Raw genomic sequence first — 22,772 nt, forward strand, 5'->3', positions numbered from 1 at the left:
CTTCAAATGGGAAATGGGCATTCCAGGGAGGGAAGCCATGCCACGGGCGAATCGCCATCATCTGCCGGGCCATGTCTGGCACGTTACGCATCGTTGTCACAAGCAGGAGTTTCTGCTGAAGTTTTCCCGCGACCGGAGGCTCTGGCGCTACTGGCTGTATCAGGCGCGCCAGCGTTACGGACTCTGTGTGCTCAACTACATAGTGACCTCCAACCATGTACACCTGCTGGTGCGCGATGAGGGCGGAGGCGAGATTGCGCGTTCCATGCAGTTGATCGCGGGCCGGGTTGGCCAGTCATACAACCGGCGTAAGGCGCGCAAGGGCGCTTTCTGGGAAGACCGCTACCATGCCACTGCCGTGCAGACCGGGACCCACCTCGCGCGCTGCCTGGTGTACATCGACCTGAACATGGTACGGGCGGGGGTGGTGAAGCATCCATCGGAGTGGGAAGCCAGCGGATATCGGGAGATCCAGGCACCACCGGACCGTTACCGAGTCATTGATGAGCAGGCCCTGCTGGATGCGCTGGAGATCGGTTCCGTAGCCGAGCTGAGGGAGTGTCATCGTTTGTGGGTGGAAGAGGCGCTGGCCTCGGATCGCGCCAGTCGGGATGAGTGGTGGACGACGGCCGTCGCGGTAGGGGACCGGTCGTATGTGGACGATGTGCACCGAGCGCTGGGGGTGCGGTCGCCGGGGCGCCACGTTGAACAGACGGGGGATACCGCATGGGTGCGCGACGATGGGGCGAGTTATTGGGTAGATCAACGGTTTTGACGGCGAAATAGGGCGGATAAGCCTCTAGAAAGGGGGGTTGGCGCGATATAAATCCATTAAATCAGCAGGTTATCGTGGTCCGACCCCGTCGCCGCCGCCGTACCCCGTCGCCGCCGCCGTCTGTTATGGGTGCACGGCGGTGTTTTGTCCGAACTGGATCTGCCAGCCGTGGTGATCGTGGCGTTCGAACAGGAAGCTCATACGCGTGTGCAGCTCGCCGTCGCCGCGGTCCGGCAGGCCTTCCGGCATGGATTCAATGCCCGAAACCCGAAACATAACCTCCGCGAAGGCGGTGTCGTCGCCGAGCAGGATGATGTCCTGTACGTCGACGCTTAGCGATGTTCCGGCAAAGGGGCCCTGCAGCAAGTCCGTATGCCGTTGTGCATTGCTCGAACGGTCCTCGAGGCGTGTGCCGACCAGATTGATCACCCCGGCATTCTCCGCATAGTCGCGTGCCCAGGCCTCGCCATCGCCGGCTTCCCATGCGGCCCCCTTGGCCTCCAGGATGCGCTGGATCTCGCCGTCGTCGGCCCAAGCAGGGGCCGCCATGAGTGCGGCCAGGGGCAAGGCGATCAGTAGGAACGGTTTCCTGGACATGCAAGCTCCGGATGGTGTTTGTGACAGGCGCCCCCTGTGTACAGGAGTGTCGGCCTGAGCGCCAGTGAGCCCGCACAAATCGGCCCCGCCGCGTCGGCTTGAGTGGCGCAATGGATGTGCGAGCAACAAAGGACACCAACGATCTTCGTTATGTTTGACACCGTACGGACTGCAGCCTGACATCAGCCCATTTTGGCGGAAAGTGGAAGGGGCCTGGCATCAAAGCAAGGGCCGGAAGGCGCCTCGTACGCTGGGCATGGGTCGCGTGACACTACGCGGGATGTTTGGATGGAAGGAGTGACATGATGGCCAGAGACAATTTGCCGACCGTGGATTGGGAGCGTGGCGAGAACACGGATCGGGTGAAGATGCAGGTAATGCGCGAGGAGCCCGTCATCCTGCAGATGCCATCGGGCATGGACTGGTCGGTGGACGGGGGTGAGTTCAAGTGCACAGCCGATCCCGACAGAGGAATGCAATGCGACTGCGAAGGCGGCTTGTTGCGGAAACTGGCGGAGCTCAACAATATGCCAGAGCTGAAGGAAATCGCGGACGCCTGCGAGTATTCGAGTTCCCGCGTCGATATCGACCCCGCCGGCGCGCGCATCATCGTCCACGACTGATTTGCCCGGGAGCCGCGAGGGCGGCAAGGGCTCAGGCCGTCCTTTCGAGCCGCGCCTCCATCCAAGGGGCAAGGGCTTCTCTAATGTCCCGCGCTCGTTGATGTCTCCCAACATCACGACGCGCGGCGCTGTTATATTGTGCGACGTTTCGCTGACCCATCACGGGGTCAACACGAAACATGTCGCCGACCAGCAGATCGACGGGTCGGGACTCACTCACGACCCACGATAGGGACTGGCTGAATGGCACAGGGCGCACCGACCCCGCTGACGTCGCTTTCATCCGAAAAAGTGGTGGGTCTGAGCACGCTGTTCGTCGCTCTGGCGGCGTTTTCCTGGGGGCTGTCCGGCGGGATTGGGGGCATTCTCACGGGCCAGGGTTGGGATCCGGTGGTGGTGTCGTTCTACCGGGGCGCGATCGGGCTGCTGTTCGTGCTCGCCTGGCTTGCGATTCGCCCGCATGGCAGCGGATTGGCCAGTGGCCGCATGTGGTTCTGGTCGGCGATCGCCGGCCTGGGCGTCGCGGGCAACTTCACCTTCTACTTCCTGAGCATCGCCGAGGGCAGTGTCGCGGTGGCTGCGACACTGATGTACTGCGCGCCGGTGTTCGTCTATCTCGTTTCTTTTGCACTCGGGCTCGAAAAACCCACCCTGTTCAAGTGGGTCGCGATCGCGATGGTCATGCTGGGTGTGGTGCTGCTGACGGGTATCTATGATATCGGTGCCGGTGACGTGACGCCGATCGCCGCCGGGGCCGGTCTGGCTTCCGGGCTGTCCTACGCGGTCTTCATCTTCGGCTTCAAGTTCGCGGCACCCCACGGCAGCCCGCAGGCGATTCTGGTGATCGCGTTCGCGGTCCTGGTCGTCATCCTGTTCGGGCTGGGCGATCCCGACCAGACCGTGGCTGTGCTGAGCACGCCGAGCTGGCCGTTGTTCGTGATACTGGGCGTGCTGGGCGCCGGATTGTCGTTCATTTTCTACATCATCGGCCTGAATCACACGGCACCCGCCGTCGCGTCCATCGTGGCGATGGTCGAGCCGGTGACTGCGTCGCTGTTCGGCGTGGTGTTCCTGAGCGAGACCCTGGGCGCACTCCAGGTCTTTGGCATGGGGCTGATCCTGCTGACCGTGACCGCCCTGAGCGTCTATTCCAGCTCGCAGAAGCAATCGGTTCCGCCCCAGCCACGCGCTGACTAGCGCTTGGACGCGACTTCGTCGCTCTAAGCGCTACCAAGATCCGACCATGGCCCCGGGGCAACCCGGGCTCGTCATGGTGCGGGGCCCGCACCGCGCCTCTCTGCCGCCTCTTCCAGACTGCCTGTTGGTCGGTAAACGTATGATTGTTCGAGGATGCATGATGAAACCCAGGCTCATTTTGATCATGCTTCCAGCTCTGTTGGCAGGCTGTGGTGGTTCCGCCGAAACCTACAAGGACCGAGAGGCCGCCTATGATCGGTCTTCTGAATGCCATCAGGCTCGCGAAGACTCGGAAGACTGTCGGTTGGCTTACGAGGCACTAATCGAGATCGAAAGAGGGTCGACCGAGGACGGCGAAATCGATGCCTACAAGGAAAAGTATTGCAGCGGGCTGAGCCACGATGATCTTCTCTGTGAGGTTGGGAAGGTGATTAGCCTAAGAATCGATCAGGAGAAGAGCGCGCGTGCTCAGGCGAGGGTCGAACATTATTTAGGCAATCGGTTCGAGCTTCGAGATCAATATAACGAGTGCGGAAGTACGTACTACGAAGAGGCCGGTCTGGAACGCGATGGTGCCTGGATCGGGGCGGCGGGTTCGAGCAAGCTGCATAGAGCGAAGACGGCGTTCAGCGAGGAATTTAACGAGGAATGCCGGGCGGCGGCGGATGCGGCAAATCGCCTCAACATTGAATTTGCGCAGTATTTTGTAAAGATTCTATGAGGTTGCGCGCCAAGGGCGAGGGGCGCTCCGATTTTGACGTTTGCCGCGCGCGAGACGAGGCGTCGTACGGGCGACAGCAATGGGCTCGGTCGGACCCGCGGAGCGCTGCGCGGGGTTGGGCCCGGGGGCTCTACTCGAGCCCGCAGACGCAGTCGGATCCTTCTCAACCAGGTGCTGAATGGCGTCTGGGCCTGGAACCATCCCGGTGGATCAGGCTATCGCGGGTGGTAGATGGTCACCAGGACTGACGCGTCTTCCAGTGCCGTAAGGGCATGGGGCTGCCCCCCATTCAGGTAGATCAGGGCGCCGGCGGTGAGCCGCTGGAGTTGGTCTTCCCCGATGCGGAAATCGACCGAGCCTTCCAGGCATTGGACCGTGATCTCTCCGGCTACGGCGTGCTCACTGAACTCTTCGCCTTTGGGCAGCACGACGCGGAAGACTTGCAAGTGTTCCGAACGCAGCAGCGTTGCACTTTTTGACCCGCGCAATTCTTTCCCCAGGGGGCGGACGTCCACGATCTCTCCGGGTGCGGCGTGGTGCAATGCCATGTTGTGCTCCAGCAGTTTTCTACAATGGCGGGGCGCGCAGGCCTCAGCGGAGTGGGCGCACCTCGGCAATGTCGGACAGCGCGATTGGCACGACCATGTAGCCGCTGCCGAAGCGTCGGCGCACACGGATGTGCTCCTCCTCGATTCTGAGCAGTTCGCCATCGCGGGCGCGGCCGTCGGCGAGCTGGATGCGGATATTGCGGCCGATGTGGTCGCCCAGGGCATTCAGTGCGATGTTCGGGACAGGCGATAAATCGGGTGCCGTGGCCGAGGCGGCCGGGCCCGTGTTCAAGTTCGTATTCTCGGTCGTCGTCGGTCTGGCGGGGCCCGGGGTGACGGGGCGCAGATCGACGCGACCGTAGTGTTTTCCGGCCACGGTCAGGCTGGACTCGACCTGACGTAGCAGGTGGGTCGGGGTGTCGACGTTGGCCCAGAGGAGCGCCGGATTGTCGATCGGGCCAATGCGCAGCGAAACGTCCTTGGGATCCTCGATGAAGCGTCCGTAGGCATCGACCATGCCGGGCCCGGGCTGCACGCCGAAGGGTCGCCAGGCCTCGACCCAGGCGCCTTTGTGGTGCTCGGTATAGTCCTCGAGAGCCATCTCCATCTCGTTCGCGCAGAATTCCATCAGTGCAGGGTAGTACCCCCGGTCCGCGTACCCCACGGTCAAGGATTGTAGCGAGGCGGTCATTAGCGCCGGAGCGAGATCGCGTGCCCGGTTCGAGGTGGCCTGAATGTCGAAGCGTCCGGTGGAGGAGCCCTGACCCAGTGGGCCCATGCCGAACGTGCTGTGCACGGTCAGGCTGTTGCGGTCCTCTTCGAGGTGGTAGTGGGCGCCGAAGTCCAGCGGGATGTCGTGATAGCCGAGTGCGGCCATCAGCGCATCCGGTGGGGCGGCCTGATAGGCCCCGCAGCCGGCGGTGTCGAGCCACAGCGCAGGCGTGTCGCCCTGCGTGCCAGCGGCGATGCCGGCCGGCAGGGTCAGCCCGTGCACGGAAAACCCGAGCTGCCGCGGCAGGCGTCGGGCGTCCAGCGTGTGCCGAAGCCGGGCGAGCTGCCACAGGTTGCCGGCCTCCAGCGTGATGCGGTCTGCGCGCATGCGGCCGATGGCCGTGTTGTTGGGTTCAAACAGCAGCCCGTTGACGTGCAGTTCGCCCCCGAGGCCGATACCGACGTCGGAGTAGTGCAGCGTGCCGAGCGGCTGGAGCATCTCCACCATGTCGTCGAGCTTCTGCTCGACCTGCCGGACCTCGTAGTGGTAGTACCCGACCCCTGCGGCGGCGACCACGAGGCCGCCCACAATCAGTTTCCCTGGCATGTTCTCTCCCTGTGTTGACTCATCCGGGCCACGCGATAGCGGACCCGGCAGCGGGATTGCCTTCCCGCGCCAACAAGATACCCACTCCGGGATCGTTCCGCACTACGGTTGAGGCAGCCATTCGTATGGAGTCGAACCTTGCGCGTTGTCTCTCGCGAGATGGCTCTGCGCAGGGATCGGCAGAGGACAGCCATGATCTTTTGGGAACGAGTTCGCGTGCGGAACTCGGGGTGTGAAAACGTGACCGGCCCGGCCTGCCATGGGCAGACCGGGCCGGTTGGTTATCGGCCGGAAGGCGCGGTCGCGATCAGTTGTCCTGATCTTCCGGCTGATCCGCGGCCATCGGTTGCGGAGCCCAGGCTGCACCCTGGTAGGGGGCGGGGTGGTAATACGGGGCATAGCCATAATGCGGGTAGTAGTTCCCGTAGTGACGGCCGTAGTAGTCGCCGTATCCATGCCCGCTGCCGTATCCATGTCCGCGACCGCGCATGCTGAAGTCGAAGTCGCCGAACATGTCGCCGAGGCCGAACCAGTCACCTACGCCGCGACCCCAGCCGGGACCGTACCCGTAGCCAGGACCGTAGTAGGGACCATAATTCGGGGCGTGATAGCCGGGACCCCACCACTGGGCCGAGGCATGCATCGGGATCGCAAAGGCGCCGATCAGCGCCGCGGTAGAAAGAGCTTTGGCCAGCTTGTTCATGGCAATACCTCCTCAAGTTAACAACCACTTAAACAAGACCAAATGTCTCGGGGCATTCGGGGCCCCGCCTGCTGGAGGGCGGGGTTTTGGGCCCGCCAGTACCTAGCGGCTTGCATCGTAAAAGAAGAAAATCCAGATAATCTGATATAGGTCAAGTTATTGACGGACATTTGGCCTTTTGGCGGGGGCTGGCTGTAGGGGGGGGGCTGTCGAAAAGTCGACGATTTCGAGGGTCGCTGACCGGCATCTCCCTGAGTCTCAGGGCGAGATTGCGGATGCCATGCCGTTGATCGCGGCCCGGGGTAGTCAGCTTTTCAGCAGCGCAGGGGATGCAAAGGGCACCTTCCGAGAGGACCGATGGCCACGTGATGGCGGTGGCGGCGGGGGCACCGCTGGCGCGCAGCCGGGTGTATGCGGGGCGGAACATGGTGCGGGCGGGAGTGGTCTTGCATCCATCGGAGTGGGCGCGGGGCGGACATGGCGAGACCCAGGCGTCACCACCTGAACGCTACCGCGTCATGTCCGGTGGAGACGAAGCCAGAGGGTCTCCATGAGCTAGTTCGCCGCCGTGCCGGTGTGCCGGTTCCGCGCGCCTACCGATGCACGGCGGTGTTTTGCCCGAACCGAATCTGCCAGCCGTGATGACCATCGTGTTCGAGCAGGAAGCTCATGCGTGTGTGCAGGACGCCGTCCCCCCGGTCCGGGAGGCCTGCAGGCATGGACGCGATGTTCGAGACCCGCAACAGGGCTTCGGCGAAGGCCGTGTCATCGCTCAGCATGGTGATGTCCTGAACGTCCACGCTGAGCGACGTTCCGGCAAAGGGGCCCTGCAGGACGTCGGTATGCCGTTTGGCATTGGTCGCGCGATCATTGAAACGCGCCCCGAACAGGTTCACGAGCCCCGCATCTTCCTGATAATTGCGTGCCCATGCCTCGCCGTCGCCGGCCTCCCATGCGGCCTCTTTGGCCTCGAGGATGCGCTGGATTTCGCCCGGATCTGCCCACGCATGGGTCGACGTCAATGTGGCCAATGGCAAAGCGGCTAGTAGAAACCATTTCCTGGACATGCAGCCCCTCCGGATGCTGGGGGTGACACACGTCTCTGGTGTACACGAGAAGCTGGATGCACGCCAGTTGCGGGAAGCGGATTGCACGACGAGACTGGGGCTTGGGGTGACGGGCCCAGTCCCGAACCGGACGATCAGTGCAGGACGGTCGTTGGTCTGAAGCGACTGCGGGCGCTAATCGGCTCCAGAGGTGCAGGTCTCAGCGTTGATGGACACGGGCGCAGGTAGGTAACGGGCTTGTGTGGGTGACCGGACGACCGGGATGCAATGGCGGGAACAAATGATGGACAAGACTCGGGCGTTGTTTTTGTCCCATGGCGGCGGGCCTCTGCCACTGCTGGGAGACCCAGGGCACACGGCCATGGTGGAGAATCTGGAGGGTCTGGCCGGGCGCGTGCGGGTGCCCGATGCGCTGGTGGTGGTGAGTGCGCACTGGGAGGCGTCGGTGCCGACCATCACGTCCGGGGCGAATCCGGGGCTGATCTACGACTACCACGGGTTTCCCCCGGAGTCGTACACCATCGAGTATCCCTGCCCGGGCGAGCCGGCACTGGCCGCGGAGGTTCATCGACGGCTGCAGGAGGCGGGCATCGATGCGCACCTGGACCCGGCGCGAGGGTTCGATCACGGGCTGTTCGTGCCGCTGAAGATCATGTATCCCGAGGCGCAGGTCCCATGCGTTCAGCTCTCCCTGGTGGAGACGCTGGACCCGGCGCAGCATATTGAGATTGGACGGGCTCTGGCAGGGCTGCATGAATCCGGTGTGTGGGTGGTGGGGTCTGGCTTCTCGTTCCACAACCTGCGCGCCTTTTTCACGCCCGATACGCAGGAGTCCCGGCAGCTCAACCAGTCGTTCGAGGTCTGGTTGGGGGCCGTCTGCTGCGGGCGCGCGGACGCGGAAGATGCACGGGCGGCCAAGCTCGTGCACTGGGATGGCGCACCGGGCGCCCGGTTCTGCCATCCGCGGGCGGAGCACTTGTTGCCGCTGCATGTCTGCTACGGAGTGGCGGGTGGCCCCGCGGCGGAGCGTATCGGGATGCAAATTATGGGCAAGGAGGCCAGTTGTTATCGGTGGTAGCCGAGGCCACGGAAAGGCGCCCCAGTGTCGCCTTCCGGTAACCCGTAGCGCGGGCCGACGCCGCCCCTGGCTACCAGGCGAGTGCCAGCAAGCCGGCCCCGAGGCAGACGACGATGACCGGGATGATGGTCTCGCGGATCACCTGACCTTCGCGCGCCTGCAGACCCGCGGCCCCGGCCGCCATGGCGATGTTGTGCAGCGAGATCATGTTGCCCACCCCGGCGCCGATCAGTTGCAGGGCGAGTACGGTCGGGAGCGCCATGCCCAGGGCATCGGCGGTGTCCGCCTGGAGTTGTGCAAACAGCAGATTGGAGACGGTCGCGCTTCCGGTCATGAACGAGCCCAGCGCGCCGAGGAAGGCGCTGAACATCACGAAGGTCCCGCCCAGTGATTCCGCCAGGCCCTGCCCCAGCACCTGTGGCATCGACGGCAGGCCGGCGGCGTTGGAGCCGGAGCTCAGCAGGAGCTGGGTGAGGGCGATGATGAACGCCAGCACGATGGCCGCGACGCGCAGCTTGCCCCAGGTGGCGGTCACCGCCTGACCCAGCGTGGCGCGGCTCACGCGGAACAGGATCAGCGCGGTGAGCAGGGCCAGGCCAAAGTAGAAATAGGGTGTGTACAGCGGAGCCAGGCTTTGCCCCAGCTCAATGCCGTTGAACTCGCCCGGCGACCAGCGCACGGACTGCAGGGCCTCGCGCAGCGGCATGATGGTGCGCGAGGCGATCAGTGCCACGGCCATGACCGCGAACGGCACAAAGGCCAGGAGCACGCGCCCGACTGGGGCTCGCTCGACCTCTGGGCGCCGTTCGTGCCCAGGTAGCAGGAAGCCGCGATGGGCCGCCAGGGCAATCACCACCATTGCCACCACGCCGCCGATGATCGCGGGCAGTTCCGGCCCCACCAGCCAGGCAACCAGCAGATAGGGGATGCCGAACGCCAGCGCCGATAGCACGGCAAAGGGCACGAACTCGCGGAAGCGCCCGCGTTCCTCGCCGAGGGTCGCCACCCAGACCATGAACAGCGTAATGAATGGTGCGAGGACGGTGTGGATGACCGCCGTCTGCAACACGGCCGAGCGGGTGGTCTCGGCATCCAGTCCGAGGCCGGCGAAGCCGATGATCACGGGCGTTCCGGCCGCACCGAAGGGGACGGCGGTGCTGTTGCCGATCAGGGCGATGGCGACCGCTTTCAGGGGCCGCATGCCGAAATACACCAGCAGCGGTGCCGCCAGTACCGCGGGGGTGCCGAAGCCGGCGATGCCCTCTACGAAACCGACCAGCCCCCACCCCAGCAGCATGGCCAGCACCCGGTGGTCGCGCGAGACGCTGGCGATGACTGACTGGATCGCGCTCATGTGCCCGGTCCCGATCATCACGTTCAGCACCAGCAGTGCCATCAGGATGATCAGCAGGACCTCCACGAAAACGATGGCTGCATCCAGCAGACTCGCTACCAGCACCGTGCCCGATATCTGCCAGACCAGAACGGCCAGCACCAGGGTGGCGAGATAGGCGATGGGCGCCGCTTCAAAGGCCGGCCGCCGCAACGGCACGAGCCACACGAACAGCAACACGAACGGCAACAACGTGAGCCAGAACAGCACGATCCCTCTCCCGTTATGTGCAAGGCGTCATCCTAACCCGGGGCTCGGTTCGGGAATAACCGATCAGGTTGCCACAAGGCCCCGCGGCGTTATGCCCCGCGAAGAGCTCGCTGGGTCGGGCAGCGTCCTGGAGGTCAGGGCCGGACGCTCGGCCCCATGGGCCGTGGATACTTGTCTATAGTGAGGCTGAACTGCTCACGTCCGGGCCTACATGATGCATAACTCCGAAACCCAGTCATCCGGGGGCGCCTCGGATGCCCTTGATACGGACTTCTTGAAGAAACTTCCTAAGGTGGTCGATGACCTCAGGGACCGCTGGTACATCGTGCGCCAGCGCGGGTTTCGGCCACAGGACGTGATGGATGTCCGGGGCATAACGCGGGCTTTGGTGAGTGGTCTGACCGGATCGGCGATGAATGACTCCTTCACCACGGCTCGCCGGATTGATGAGCGTCTGGCGCAGTATGCGACCACCACGGTGCGTCCCAACCCGGCCGATCTCGAGACCATTGGAGCCCTGGTTCTGCGGCTGCGCGAAAGTGTGCGGGGCGAAGTGCCGTTCGCCGCGCACGACGCCGAGACGGCCCCGACGATCCAGAGGCCCCTGATATGCCTGTTCGGGGCGGATGCTTCGCCGGAGAGCGAGACCGCCTTGCTGCTGGGGATACACGGGTATGCGGTGGTTGCGTGCGCCGACGAGGCAGCCCTGCCGCATCTGGGCGATTCGACCCCACCCGACGTGATGATCGCCGAACTGGCGGCGATGGATGACGCCGAACTGTCGCGGCTTGTCCATCTGCGTGAGGGTTCGCTGCCGGGCGTGCCGCTGGTCATCCTGGCGCCAGTCAGCGGAGGAGCAGCAGGACAGGCCGGGCTGCATGTGCTCCGCGCCGGTGCCGATGCCCTGTTGAAGCGGCCCGTAACGGACCTGGACTTGGTGGGGGCCATACGCGGGCTGGTGCAGGACGACTTTCTGATCCCGTACCGGGTGCTGATGCTCGGCGCGGACGCCGGGTCTGTCGAGGAGCCGGCGTCCATGTTGCGGCAGGCCGGCCTGGAGGTAGGCATCAGCGTGGCCCCCCTGGAGGTGGTTGATCGAGTGGCGGATAGTCGGCCAGAGGCGGTCGTGATCGCCGGGTCTTTGCCGGGGATCACCGCGGAGGAGATCGGCCGTCTGTTGTTGCCCCACGACATGTCTCTGGATATCCCTCTGTTGGCTTTGGATGTGCCGGGGGCACCGGATGTCTCGCCCGGCAATGGGATGCTCGACTCCCTGCCGCCCGCCAGTACCGATGCGGACATCGTCTGCCGGGTTCGTGCGCGGGCTGCATGGCACCGCCGTATTCGGTCGCGGGCGCACGGCCAGGCCGAGCGTGGTCGATCGCCGACACTGGTGCATCCCCTGGAGTTCGAGCGTCTCGTGTTATGCCATCTCGACGGCCTTGATCCTGCGCAGGGGGCTGCGGTGGTCCTGCAGTGGGCGTTCGATGACCCGGGGGCACTACTCGCCCGCCTCGGTCCGATCGATTACCAGCAGACTCACAACCAGTTCGTGCGCCGGGTTCGCGAGGCCATGGCCCCGGGTGATCTGGTGGTGAGCCATGGTGAGGCGGGCTTGATTGCGATTGCTCAACGCAAGGACGTGAAGGAGATCGTCGAACTCGCGCAACGCTTGCATGAGCAGACCGCCGGTGCCGCTGTGTCCGGTCTCCCGGGTGGAACCGTTGCGGCCAGCATCGGTGTCGGACAGGTGATGTGGGAACGTCCGCTCAAGGCTCTGGACCGTGCCATCGCGCTTTGTAGCGAGGCCCGCGACAGCGGCGGCAACCGGGTGCAACTGGATCCGGAGTTGCTGACGCCGGATCTGCAGGTCGAAGAGCGCAATCACTGGCGGCGCACCATTGCCCATGCCATCAAGGAAAAGCGACTGTTCCCGGTGTTTCAGCCGATCGCGAATATCAGTGGGTCCGATCAGATCGAACGTCACGAGGTGCTGCTGAGAATCCGCGAGCCGAATGGCAAGATCCTGTTGCCGGGACAGTTCGTCGAGATGGCGGAACGGCTCGAGCTCGACCGGCATCTCGATCGCTGGGTCATCAGTAATGCCCTTGGCATCCTCAATGCCCGAACCGTGAGTCATCCGCAGTCGCGGCTGTTTGTGAAAATGTCTCGCGGCTCGCTCGGCGATTCAAGCTTTTTGCCCTGGCTGGGCAAGCGACTTGCCGCGCAGCCGGTATGGCCGGGAAGCCTGGTTCTGCAACTCCGCGAGGGCGATGTGCTGGGCCGGATGGATCAGCTCTCGGCCTTTGGCGATGCGCTTCGGGATTTGGAGATCCGCATCGCCCTGGAACACTTTGGCGCCAGTACCGATGCCGATACGCGCCGGATGCTTGCCGAAATGCGGCCCGACTACGTCAAGATCGCGCGGGAACTCACCGTGGGGCTGCATCACTCCACCACGCCTTCGTTACGGCTCAACGGCCTCCTGGGTCAGGCCAAGGAGGTCGGTGCCTACACCATGGCCAGCTATGTGGAGGATGCCGATGGTCTGGCCTTGTTGTGGCAGGCCCAGATCGACCTGGTGCAGGGGAACTTCATCCGGCAGCCAGAGGAAGAGCTGCGCTACGAACTCGAGTTTCCAGGCCTGGACGACACGGGCTGACCGGCTCGGTCAGACAGGACAGTACGCCTGCAAAGGCTGGCGGTCAGGCGGGCAAGGCGCAGGGGGGCACGAGCAACGGATGGTCCAGGACGGTAGGATCGGCAGGCGGGGTCGCCAGGCCCCGCAGCGATGGACCGTTCCAATCACGTGACGCAGGGAGGCGTTCATGATTCTTCTGGTTGTATACAGTTTCGCGGTACTGGCCGCATTGGTGATGCTGTTATCGCGGCGACGCGCCGCGCTTGGGGTGCGGGTGTTGTATGCCTTCGCGACCTTGGTGCTGCCCTTTGCCACGGTATTGCTCGCGCATGCGCTGAACGGTGGCGAGACATCCGGGGCCGGGGCTTTCGGGCTGGTGCTGTTCGCGTTCCTTGGGAGCCCGTTGTTGATGTGGTGGGTGTTTGCCTATCGCCACCCGGCAGGGGTCTCCGAGGACCCTGCTGAGAGGGGCATCGCGCCGGGCTCACCGCCGCCGGAGGCGGCCAGATCGGCCGCGCCGGATGCGGTCCAGGAGTCCGCGGTGGCCGCGGCACAGCGGTCGACTGTGCGGATGCACCCCTTTCATCGTGCGGCGCTGGTGCAGACGCCGGGGTCGCTCCTGCTGGGATTGGGACTGGCCGAAAAACTCGGGGGTACTGATGGTCCGATCCTTCCGTTTCTGGCGAATGGCTGGCTGGTTGACGGCATGCTGGTGCTGGGGACGGTTCTGTTTGCCGTATCGCTCCGTATGATCGTCGCGGAACTGCGCCGGCCGTCCGCACCGCAACGGGATAGCGATGCGCTCGGAATCCGTAACCCGCGTCGCTGAGCCACCCGCAGACGCAGTTCGCCGCGACCGCTTCGTGTACGCCCGGTGAACTGTTCCGGTGGACCGGATCTTGTGAGCGCTCTAACGGAACGGCGCTTCCGGGTATGACGGATCGGTAGCAAGCCTCTCCGGCGCGGGCTATGTTCTGGGTGGAGCCGCTGTGGTGGACGCATTCCTCGATCCGCGGGATCGGCGCGAAACGGTCGGTCGGCGTGGATGAGGGCGGATGCGGGATCGTGGGTGTGATTGAGTCACGTGTTCGGAGGGTTTCGTAATGCAGGGGCGCGTCATCGGCAGGGGTGGAATCCGATGCGGGGGAAGGGCCTCGCTTGCGGTACCCATGACGTCGGTGGTTGTTACCGCGGCGGGCTGGAGAACGAAGGTATGACCACCGCACGGAGTGCCCCGCTTGAAGGTGCTTGTCATCCTCGGCCACCCGCGCACCGATAGCCTGTGCGGGGCGCTGGCCGAAGCCTACAGCGAAGGGGCGCGCGCGGCCGGGACCGAGGTGCAGTCCCTGAATCTGGCGAGCCTGGAGTTTGATCCGCACGTCCACACCCCTTCGCCCAATCAGCAGCCACTCGAAAAGGATCTGGAGGCCGCACGCGGCCTCGTCGAGTGGGCTGATCATCTGGTGTTTGTCTATCCCACCTGGTGGGGCACCATGCCGGCGCTACTCAAGGGTTTTCTGGACCGGATCATGACGCCGGAATTCGCCTTTCGCTCCTGCGAGGGCGGTACCGGGTACGAAGGGTTGCTGCAGGGCCGCTCGGCGCAACTGATCACGACCATGGATACGCCGCCGCTGATCCACCGGCTGGTGTATCGCCAGCCAGGTGCCAATGCAATGGTACGCGCCACGCTGGGGTTCTGTGGGGTCCGGCCGGTGCGCTCGTTGATGTTCGGTTCGGTGCGCCATAGCGACGAGGCCCAACGCAAGGCCTGGTTACAGCGCGCACGCCAGGAAGGGCTGCGTCTGGCCAAGGGGCGTGAAAATGCGGGCGAGTGGCTCGCGCACAAGGCCGGTGCCTGGCTCCAGGCGTTGCGCTTGCAGTTCTATCCGATGACCTTTGTGGCCTACGCGGTGGGGGCGCTGGCCGCCGCCCCGGCGGGTGGGGTGTTCGGCAACCCGGTGTTCTGGCTCGGGTACCTGTGCCTGTTTCTTCTGGAAGTGGCCACGGTGCTGGTGAATGAACGCGTGGACTTTGGCTCGGACCGGCAAAACCGGTTCTATGGTCCCTTTACCGGTGGGTCGCGCGTGCTGGTGGAGGGGCTGTTGTCCGCGCGCGAGCTGGGCGTGGGGATTGCCGTCGCGCTGGTGGGCTTCGCCCTTGCGTTCGTTGCATTGCTGGCGACCGCACCCGGAGATTCGGGGCCGATCCTGGTGGTGATGGCCGTGCTCGGGGTCCTGGCGATTGGCTACACCGCGGCGCCGCTGAAGCTTAGCTATCGGGGGCTGGGGGAGCTGGACGTCGCGCTGACGCACAGCCTGGGCGTGCTGTTGTGCGGCTATGTGTTCCTGGCGGGCGACTGGACCGCGTCCTTGCCCTGGCTGCTGAGCCTGCCGCTATTCCTGGCGATTGTGCCGTCGATCACGCTATCCGGTATTCCCGACCGCGAGGCGGACGCCGCGGTGGGCAAGGGCACCCTGGCCGTGCGCCTGGGGAACGACGGCGCGCTTTGGGTGGCGTTGTCGTTCACCATCCTGGCGGCCGCCAGCGGCGCGTTGTTCGATGCGCTGGGATGGGCGCAGGGGGCCTTTGCCGGGATCGGGTATGTGGTGGTCCCGTATGCCGCCTGGCTGGTCTGGCTCCTGTGGCGTGCGCTGCACCGCGAAGGCCCCAGGGGCCGTATTGATGGATTGATGGCGGCATCCCTGGGCTATGTGCTCTGGTTCGGGCTGTTCCCCCTGGTGAACCTGGTCATGGGCTGATGGTGGGAGCCATCGTGGGCCAGGATCTAGCGATCGGCGGCAGGTCGATCTTGGCCGCAACGGTACGTGCAGAAAGCCCTTCCCGGAGTGCCGAAGCCGATGGGCCGTTAATTTTCGGCGGGCCGCATTCTTTCGGCCCGATCAGGCACCCGTTATAGTCACAATGATCGGGGGGCATTTCCACCGCTATTGCGGGAAGGCCCTGTTGATGCCAGACGACGCATCGACACGCAAGGGGAGGGGGGATGCGGGCACAACTCCAGTTACGGAACACCTGGCCGGCCTATGCGCGGTTCATCGGCATTTCGGTTGCGATCGTCACTCTGCTGGCGGTGGTCCAGATCCTGTTTGTCTATGGGGCCGATCGTTTCGAGTCGCGCTTGCTGGCGATCCCTTCCGTTGTCGGGATCATTTTCGGGTTCATGCTGGCGCGCATGCACCTGCTTCGGTCGCAGACCGACCTCCTGAATACCTTTGTCGAAGCGACCCAGGCCAGCAGTGACCACGAGGAGGCCATTCGGCATTTGCTGCGGGTGGTTGCCGAGCAGCTGCGGATGGACGGGGTGGCCCTCTATGAACTGGACCCGGTCGGGATGGAGGCACGACGACTCCGGCACTACCCGCCGCACCGCGCCTCGCCGTTGTCCGAACGTGCGCTGCGGGAGCTTTCGGCATTGTCCCTTAAGGAAGGCCGGTCCGGTACCTGCGAGGAACTGCGCTCCCGGGGCCTGGATTCGCTTCCGGCTTGCCTCGAGACGGTCGAACTTCCGCTTCCCGACAACCAGCGTGGCTTGTTGGTGCTCTATCGCGACGATGCGAGACGCAAGCCACCGGACGCGCTGGAACGGCGGTTTCTTCAGCTCAGCGCCGACTGGCTGAGCATGACCCTGACCCACATGCACCAGCGGGAGATCATCGCCACTGAACGGGAACAAAACCGGCGCGAGAAGGAGCGGGCCCAGACCACGCTGGAGTCGATTGGCGACGCGGTGATTACCACCGACGACCATGGGCGTATCGACTACGCCAACCCGGTGGCCAGCTTGTTGCTGGGCGAGCCCGCGGCACAACTGGCGAAACGGCCCCTCGACGAGGTGGTATGTCTGGAAGACGAGAGCGGCGGGGACTCGATGTCCGCGCGGCTCGAATCCAGTGGTCAGGTGCTCGCGGAAGCAGGCCACCCTGCCCATATGCGCCTGCACACCGCGAACGACCAGACCCGCCCGGTCCAGCTTTCCTTTACCCCGATCCTGAATCGCGCCGCCGACAGCCAGGCGAGCGTCCTCGTGATGCGTGACATCAGCGAGCTGCGCGAGGTGATGCGCCGGCTCGACTATCAGGCCACACACGATGCCCTGACAGGGTTGCTGAACCGGCCGGCCTTCGAGGCGTGTCTCGAGGACCAGCTACGTTCCGCGCGCACGCACCACACCCGGCACACCCTGTGCTATCTCGACCTCGACCAGTTCAAGATTATCAATGACACCCGTGGGCACACCGCGGGCGACGAGCTCCTGCGTCAGGTTTCGGCCCTCTTGCTTCATCTGTTGCACGAACGCGATATCGTCGCGCGCCTCGGAGGGGATGAGTTCGGGATCCTGATGGTTGACCGGGACATCGAGGACGGACGAACCCTGGCCGAGGAGATCGGCCGGGAACTGGCCGGCTTCCGTTTCTACTGGGACGAGTCGACCTTCTCCGTGTCCGCCAGTCTGGGGCTGGTCGAAGTCAGCGGGGCGAGCGAGTCGACCCAGTTGATCCTGCAGCAGGCGGATGCGGCCTGCTACGTGGTCAAGGACACGGGGCGCAACCAGGTGCGGGTGTTCCGGGCGGAGGACGAGGACTTGCGTGACCGGGTGGGCGAACTGCACTGGGTCAGCAGCATTCCGGACGCGATCGAGCAGGATCGTTTCGAACTCTGGGCACAACCAGTTCGCACGCTGGCGGATGACACGGATGCCTATTTCGAAGTCCTGCTTCGCCTGCGTGACCGCGATGGCCAGCTCGTCCGGCCGGATACCTTCATCCCGGCGGCCGAACGCTATGACCTGATGGGGCAGGTCGACCGCTGGGTGGTGTCCCGGACGCTGGCGTACATGCAGCAACTCCAGGCTGCCGGATGTGGTGACCTCCCGGTAATGGGGATCAACCTCTCGGGTTCGTCACTGAATAACGATGCCTTCCTGGTGTTTCTGCAGGAGTCGGTGGCGAAGTCCGGCCTCCCCGGTGACCGCTTGTGCTTCGAGATCACCGAGACCGCTGCGGTCCGGCACCTGCAGCGAACCGCCCGGCTGATGACCGAGATGCGGCGAACGGGTTGCCACTTCGCGCTGGACGATTTCGGCAGCGGCCTGTCCTCGTTTTCCTACCTCAAGCATCTGCCGGTGGATTACCTGAAGATTGACGGTGACTTTGTTCGGGACATCAACACCGATCCGGTCGATCTCGCAATGGTGCGTGCCATACACGAGGTGGGACAGATCCTGGGGCTGACCACGATTGCGGAACACGTGGAAAATGATGCCATCCGGGCGCGCCTCGCGGAGGTTGGCGTTACTCACGGGCAGGGCTACGGCCTGGCGCGTCCGGAATCATTGGCCGGTCCGGTACGCGTCCATCGGGCGAGCGAATGGGCTACGCCCTGATGCGGATGGTGTATCCCGGATGGCCAACCGGGTTTACCCGTGATTCCTTACGCCCCCGGGAAGGATGGGTTCGCGACGATGGTCTCGGCCGTTCTTCACCGGCATAAAGTGGTCGCCCGGCAATGGAGCGCAGGCGTGCGAAGGCGGATGCGAGTGAGGGCAACTGGCTGATCGGGCGGGAGGGGGGGGCCGACGCCGATGATGGAATTCCAGTGCGGACGGACATGAGGGCAATCCCTGTCTCGCCTGCTCGGGCCATCGGAAAACGGGACGTAAAAGCCTGGTGACCGGGAAAATCGCCGGGTCTCTTCCGAGGCCCGGCGAGTTGATGGGCGTTGCCCTGCGTTAATCGATCTTGATGTAGGCAAAGCCCTTGTCATTTTGTAGTTCGGCGAGCCGAACTACACCGGATGGTACGAGATCCACGTTGCCGTGGACGTCACTTGCATCCAGCCGGACACGGGTCCGGGTGATGTCACACAGCTCGTACTTGACCCCATGCGCCTGGTGCAGGCCGGATAGTCGTGTGCGCAGTTCGTCGCGCTCCTCCTGAAATTCGGCATCCACCTCGAATGGGGTTTCCTCAAGGTTGTCGTCGGTGGCAAAGCGGATGCCATCCGACATGAACACGACCCGCACGTCCACATCCATGAACTCGTTCTGGTAGTGCGTCATCATGTTGTTGATGCTGGTAAGCATCGAGGAAAGTCGATGGGGATCGCCATAGTCCACGTGGTAGACGACCTTGGCCTCGGGCTCGAAAGCCCCCGCGGATGCGCTCCATCCGAGTCCGACAAACGCGGCACAGGCGAGTGTGGCCAGAAGCTGGGGTCGCCGCCTGGCGGGAGCCCGGCGGTTCGTGGCCGGGGATTCCGAATATTTCATTTGAGTCTCCTTTGATGAGTTTTCAACGTTCGTTATTGGTTTTTTTCTGGTGATTCGCCCGTTACACCCCTGTTCCGGGCATGGGTACTCTAAACCGAGTCTATCGGTGACGCCAGCTCATGCGCGGGCGCTGTCCCGGGGGCAGCAGAACGGCAGAAAGCGAACTCGGCAACACGGGCTGACGGAGTTCTTCAGATTCGCGGTGGGGGGCTTGTTTGCCGGCCTGTTGCCGGCAAGCATCCTGCAGGCGCATGCCTTGCACGTGTCGAATTTCATTTCGAGGTTTCGGTGCCGGAGCGGACCGAGTCCCACGTGAAGCTGGAGCTGGAACGGGTGCTCTGCGCGGATGGAATGGTTGGTGATGACGAGCAAGCGGGCAGGCGCGGGATTGCGGAAGGTGAAGTGGTGCTTGCAGCTGTTACGGAGGGTGCCGAATTGCTTGTGCCGGGCGCCCGGCGTCAAGGCGCCCGAGGGTTTTGCCGCTACAAGCGGTTGGGGCTTCTTCCGACCGTAGGCGTCACATCGCTCGAGCGGATGGTCGCGGCGCTTGAAGGGTCGGAACGAGACCTTCGTCATCGCTGAAGCGCAGATTTTCTGCAACGGCGCGCGCGGGCGGGACGCGCGTTTTCCCGTTTGGTAGGGGGCGGGTTAGCGTTTGGCGGGCTCACCAGTGAGGCGCTGCTGGCTGCTGGCATCGGGTGCGCGGCGCAGCTTTCTCCGGGCCTTCTCGCGCCAGTTGGGGGCGAGGGTCTCGCAATCGGCGAGTAGCTGCAGGTGCTGGTGGTTCGGGCGCCGGTAGACCGCGACCATTGCGGCGGCGATGCTGAGGCTTTCGGGCTGGCGTTCGAGCCGTTCGATCATGTCGCCCGCGGTGAGGGTGCCGGGTTCCAGTACGCGGTAGAACCAGCCGCAGCGCCCGGTTTCCTGGACCTCGCGCGCGAGGCCCGGGACGTCGAAGCGGGCGTCGAGTTTCCAGCACGGGGTGCGGGGCTGGCTGACCTGCACCCGGGCGGTACCGATGCGATAGATGTCGCCGATGTGCACGCTGTGTTCGTCCATGCCGTGGCTGGCCAGGTTTTCGCCGAAGCCGGGGGGCACGAAGCGGGTGGCGCGATCCGGGTACTGCTCCTGCCACCCGGGGTACCGATCGAGGCTGTAGTGGAGCAGGGCACGCTCCGCGCCGCCGTGGTTTTCCGGGTCCGCCTGTTCGTCACCGGCCAGGCCGAGGGGCCCCAGCACGACCGGGCCTTCCAGCGGCTGCTTGTCGATGGCGCTGGCGCGGCCCCTGGCGTAGTCCGCGGTTACGCGGCCGGTGTAGATGCCGATGAGTCGGGCGGTGGTCATGCAGGGGCACTCCCGGGCTGGCGCGGAGTTTCGACGATACAACAAGTCCGCATCCGGGGGACGGCGGCTCGCTCAGCGTCCGCGCAGATACAGCAGGCGGGCGACAAAGGCGATACCGAGGATGATCCAGCCAATGGGATAGGGCAGTACGCCGGAGAAGAAGGCGGTCAGGCTGGCGACGAGCAATGCGCCAATTGCGAGCAGCGGGATGTCCATGCCCTTGAGAACCGCGATGCGGCCCCAGGTTCCGCGCGGACACCGCATGACCGCCCGCAGGGTGGCGAGGCGTGCGGCCGGCGTGGCCGCTTGGTGACGGGCCTCACCTGTCGCGGCCGTGGCGCCAGTGGTCGAGGATCTCCAGGATTGCGTCGATGGCCGGGGGCTCGTCCGTCAGCGGCCCGGGTACCAGCAGCCCGCGATGCGAGGCCTCGAGGATCAGCGGGTCCGGATGACCATCCAGGTGCAGGGATTCGACCGGCACCACGCCGTCGCCCAGCTCGTCGTCCGTCTGCTCCCACCATTCGCTGATGCGTCCGGCCACCGCCTCGAGGTCGATCTGTTCGTCCAGCGCGGCCAGACTCTCACGCATGGCGGGGGTGGGTTCGGGCAGTTTTCCGCCGATGATGCGGACCGGTATGTCGTCCGGCCAGGGGCGTGCGTTGAGTTCGGCCAGGAAGTGGCTGCCCGGGCGCAGGTCGATCTTGGCCGCGCCGGTGCCGTCGCGCAGGCCGGCAAACAGCGAGAAGCGCTGCTGCTGGATGTCGGCCAGCCACTCGCGTACCTCCAGCCAGACCCGCAGCCGGGCCCACTCGGAGCCATGATTGGGGGTGGCCACCAGGATCACGCCGTCGATGCGGGGTCCCTTCGCGCTCGGCGCGGCGCCTACTGGGTGGCGGTAGCGGGTGATGAAGTCGCGAATGACCAGGCCGCCCATGCTGTGGCCAATCAGGATTACTGGATGGTCCGGATCCAGTTCGCCCCAGTATTCGGCCAGCAGGTCGGTGCTGTGCTCAATGGCCTGATCGTTGGGGTAGCGAAACTCCCAGCCGTTGACCTCGGCTGCATCCAGGGCCTGCGCCAGTTCGTCCCAGATGTTGCCGGGTTCATCCAGGCCGTGCAGCATCAATACATCGGGTGGCGCGGATGTGCCGAATGTCTCGGAGCGGGGCACGAAACCCACCAGTTCCTCCGGCAACTCCATTGCCTCGGGAAACCACTCGTGCAGGCGATCCTGTACTTCAATGCGCAGCGCGCGTTCCTGTTCCGGGTGCTGTTCCGTCCAGCTTAGCCAGGCCGCCAGGACCATTAGCGGCAGTACGACGAGCATGCCCACCACAATCAGGCGAGTGCGCAGGCGAGGCTTTGGACGTGTGCGGCGGCTCATGGCGTATCACCATCCGACATGTGTCGCGCCTCGGCAAGGGTCGGGTCAGCTTTCTCTTTCGGAGCCTGCTAGGCACAGTGCACATGGAGATTTCGCCGAACAAGGAATTCACTATGGCGGGAAAGTCACCTTTAAAAGCCAAGCCTCTGCGTAACCCTGGGGAGTCGTTGGCACGTCACATCGATGAAACAGTTGACCGGGAAGCGATGAAGTACGTGCTTTTCGCTCTCGTGCTTCTGGCGTTCGCGGCTTTGGAGTGGATCCGAAGCGTTACCGGGACGGAGCCGATCCCTGGGGTGTTCTCCGTCGTGGCGTTGGTCGCGGTGGTGGTGGCTGCCTATAAGGTCGTCCGGACAAAAAAGAAGGTTCGGGCGATGAAGTTGGGTTTGGATGGAGAAAAAGCGGTTGGGCAGTATCTTGAACGCCTGCGGGCTAACGGTGCGCAAGTGCTTCATGACTTTCCAGGGGAGGGTTTCAACGTGGACCATGTGGTGGTCCATCCAAGCGGTGTATACGCCATTGAGACGAAGGCTTATTCGAAGCCTGCGACAGGTGAGCCGCAGATCGTGTTCGATGGCGAGCACGTCGAGATTATGGGGCGACGGCCCGAAAGGGATCCGATCCGACAAGCGCGAGCCTGTGCTTCCTGGGTGCGTGAGAGGATCGAAGAAAGTACGGGGAAGAAGGTTCCGGTACGCCCGGTTGTCGTGTTCCCCGGGTGGTTCATCCAGCCCACGGCCCAGTCCAAGAAAAGCGACGCATGGGTGCTGAACCCCAAGGCCCTGCCCGCATTTATCGCGCATAGTGACACGGTTCTGGCGGATTCGGACGTACATTTGATTGCGTCTTCGCTGGGTCGTTATGTCCGTAACTCGTAGTTC

General features: G+C 64.3%; 21 protein-coding genes. 11 read left to right on the top strand and 10 right to left on the bottom strand.

What is annotated here, in order from left to right; all coding sequences use genetic code 11:
* Positions 1-37 precede the first annotated feature (37 nt).
* Positions 38-775, top strand: coding sequence for a transposase (locus F816_RS0107065; protein WP_019594140.1), 738 nt, complete (start codon positions 38-40; stop codon positions 773-775).
* A 123-nt stretch (positions 776-898) separates the two neighbouring features.
* Here F816_RS0107065 and F816_RS0107070 read toward each other — a convergent pair whose 3' ends face one another.
* A complete protein-coding gene (locus tag F816_RS0107070; protein ID WP_019594141.1) occupies positions 899-1,372 on the bottom strand; it encodes an SgcJ/EcaC family oxidoreductase in 474 nt (157 codons plus the stop codon).
* A 302-nt stretch (positions 1,373-1,674) separates the two neighbouring features.
* Between F816_RS0107070 and F816_RS0107075 the strand changes: the two genes are divergently transcribed.
* The 3 genes from F816_RS0107075 to F816_RS0107085 all read left to right on the top strand — a co-directional run bounded on the left by F816_RS0107075 (position 1,675) and on the right by F816_RS0107085 (position 3,913).
* Positions 1,675-1,995 (top strand): hypothetical protein, encoded by a 321-nt coding sequence (locus tag F816_RS0107075; protein ID WP_019594142.1) that lies wholly within the window; start codon positions 1,675-1,677, stop codon positions 1,993-1,995.
* Positions 1,996-2,238: 243 nt separating this feature from the next.
* Complete coding sequence (locus F816_RS0107080) at positions 2,239-3,192, top strand: DMT family transporter (RefSeq protein WP_019594143.1); 954 nt, start codon at positions 2,239-2,241, stop codon at positions 3,190-3,192.
* A gap of 160 nt (positions 3,193-3,352) precedes the next feature.
* Positions 3,353-3,913: a hypothetical protein gene (locus tag F816_RS0107085; RefSeq protein WP_019594144.1), complete on the top strand. Its 561-nt coding sequence runs from the start codon at positions 3,353-3,355 to the stop codon at positions 3,911-3,913.
* Positions 3,914-4,128: 215 nt separating this feature from the next.
* Here F816_RS0107085 and F816_RS0107090 read toward each other — a convergent pair whose 3' ends face one another.
* The 4 genes from F816_RS0107090 to F816_RS0107105 form a co-directional block, all read right to left on the bottom strand.
* The gene (locus tag F816_RS0107090) at positions 4,129-4,461 is read right to left on the bottom strand and encodes a cupin domain-containing protein (protein ID WP_019594145.1); all 333 of its coding nucleotides are present in this window, start codon (positions 4,459-4,461) and stop codon (positions 4,129-4,131) included.
* Between the two features lie 43 nt (positions 4,462-4,504).
* Positions 4,505-5,779, bottom strand: coding sequence for a hypothetical protein (locus tag F816_RS0107095; RefSeq protein WP_019594146.1), 1,275 nt, complete (start codon positions 5,777-5,779; stop codon positions 4,505-4,507).
* 307 nt (positions 5,780-6,086) lie between these two features.
* Complete coding sequence (locus F816_RS0107100) at positions 6,087-6,482, bottom strand: sulfur globule family protein (protein WP_019594147.1); 396 nt, start codon at positions 6,480-6,482, stop codon at positions 6,087-6,089.
* Between the two features lie 593 nt (positions 6,483-7,075).
* Positions 7,076-7,549, bottom strand: coding sequence for an SgcJ/EcaC family oxidoreductase (locus F816_RS0107105; RefSeq protein WP_026333179.1), 474 nt, complete (start codon positions 7,547-7,549; stop codon positions 7,076-7,078).
* Between the two features lie 283 nt (positions 7,550-7,832).
* Between F816_RS0107105 and F816_RS0107110 the strand changes: the two genes are divergently transcribed.
* Positions 7,833-8,627 (top strand): class III extradiol ring-cleavage dioxygenase, encoded by a 795-nt coding sequence (locus F816_RS0107110; RefSeq protein WP_026333180.1) that lies wholly within the window; start codon positions 7,833-7,835, stop codon positions 8,625-8,627.
* 70 nt (positions 8,628-8,697) lie between these two features.
* On the opposite strand, the gene F816_RS0107115 is transcribed toward F816_RS0107110, so the two are convergent.
* Positions 8,698-10,230, bottom strand: a complete 1,533-nt coding sequence (locus F816_RS0107115) for an L-lactate permease (protein WP_019594150.1) — start codon at positions 10,228-10,230, stop codon at positions 8,698-8,700.
* A 211-nt stretch (positions 10,231-10,441) separates the two neighbouring features.
* Between F816_RS0107115 and F816_RS0107120 the strand changes: the two genes are divergently transcribed.
* The 4 genes from F816_RS0107120 to F816_RS0107135 all read left to right on the top strand — a co-directional run bounded on the left by F816_RS0107120 (position 10,442) and on the right by F816_RS0107135 (position 18,278).
* Positions 10,442-12,892 carry a GGDEF domain-containing protein gene (locus tag F816_RS0107120; protein ID WP_026333181.1) on the top strand — a complete coding sequence of 817 codons (2,451 nt, stop codon included), beginning with the start codon at positions 10,442-10,444 and terminating at the stop codon, positions 12,890-12,892.
* Positions 12,893-13,058: 166 nt separating this feature from the next.
* Positions 13,059-13,700: a hypothetical protein gene (locus F816_RS0107125; protein ID WP_019594152.1), complete on the top strand. Its 642-nt coding sequence runs from the start codon at positions 13,059-13,061 to the stop codon at positions 13,698-13,700.
* Between the two features lie 409 nt (positions 13,701-14,109).
* Entirely contained in the window at positions 14,110-15,633 is a 1,524-nt protein-coding gene (locus F816_RS0107130; protein WP_019594153.1) for an NAD(P)H-dependent oxidoreductase, read from the top strand.
* A 245-nt stretch (positions 15,634-15,878) separates the two neighbouring features.
* A complete protein-coding gene (locus F816_RS0107135; protein WP_019594154.1) occupies positions 15,879-18,278 on the top strand; it encodes an EAL domain-containing protein in 2,400 nt (799 codons plus the stop codon).
* A 345-nt stretch (positions 18,279-18,623) separates the two neighbouring features.
* Here the strand turns inward: F816_RS0107135 and F816_RS0107140 are convergent, their stop codons facing one another.
* The gene (locus F816_RS0107140) at positions 18,624-19,163 is read right to left on the bottom strand and encodes a DsrE family protein (protein ID WP_026333182.1); all 540 of its coding nucleotides are present in this window, start codon (positions 19,161-19,163) and stop codon (positions 18,624-18,626) included.
* A 312-nt stretch (positions 19,164-19,475) separates the two neighbouring features.
* On the opposite strand from F816_RS0107140, the gene F816_RS14960 reads away from it, so the two are divergent.
* Positions 19,476-19,745 carry a hypothetical protein gene (locus F816_RS14960; RefSeq protein WP_019594156.1) on the top strand — a complete coding sequence of 90 codons (270 nt, stop codon included), beginning with the start codon at positions 19,476-19,478 and terminating at the stop codon, positions 19,743-19,745.
* Positions 19,746-19,811: 66 nt separating this feature from the next.
* Here F816_RS14960 and F816_RS0107150 read toward each other — a convergent pair whose 3' ends face one another.
* The 3 genes from F816_RS0107150 to F816_RS0107160 all read right to left on the bottom strand — a co-directional run bounded on the left by F816_RS0107150 (position 19,812) and on the right by F816_RS0107160 (position 21,891).
* The gene (locus F816_RS0107150) at positions 19,812-20,507 is read right to left on the bottom strand and encodes an MOSC domain-containing protein (protein ID WP_019594157.1); all 696 of its coding nucleotides are present in this window, start codon (positions 20,505-20,507) and stop codon (positions 19,812-19,814) included.
* Between the two features lie 72 nt (positions 20,508-20,579).
* Positions 20,580-20,723: a hypothetical protein gene (locus F816_RS14965; RefSeq protein ID WP_019594158.1), complete on the bottom strand. Its 144-nt coding sequence runs from the start codon at positions 20,721-20,723 to the stop codon at positions 20,580-20,582.
* Positions 20,724-20,826: 103 nt separating this feature from the next.
* Positions 20,827-21,891, bottom strand: a complete 1,065-nt coding sequence (locus F816_RS0107160; RefSeq protein WP_026333183.1) for a triacylglycerol lipase — start codon at positions 21,889-21,891, stop codon at positions 20,827-20,829.
* Positions 21,892-21,974: 83 nt separating this feature from the next.
* Between F816_RS0107160 and F816_RS0107165 the strand changes: the two genes are divergently transcribed.
* Positions 21,975-22,769, top strand: a complete 795-nt coding sequence (locus F816_RS0107165) for a nuclease-related domain-containing protein (protein ID WP_231363389.1) — start codon at positions 21,975-21,977, stop codon at positions 22,767-22,769.
* Positions 22,770-22,772: the final 3 nt, after the last annotated feature.

It is taken from the genome of Thioalkalivibrio sp. ALM2T, assembly GCF_000381505.1.
Taxonomy (GTDB): Bacteria; Pseudomonadota; Gammaproteobacteria; order Ectothiorhodospirales; family Ectothiorhodospiraceae; genus Thioalkalivibrio; species Thioalkalivibrio versutus.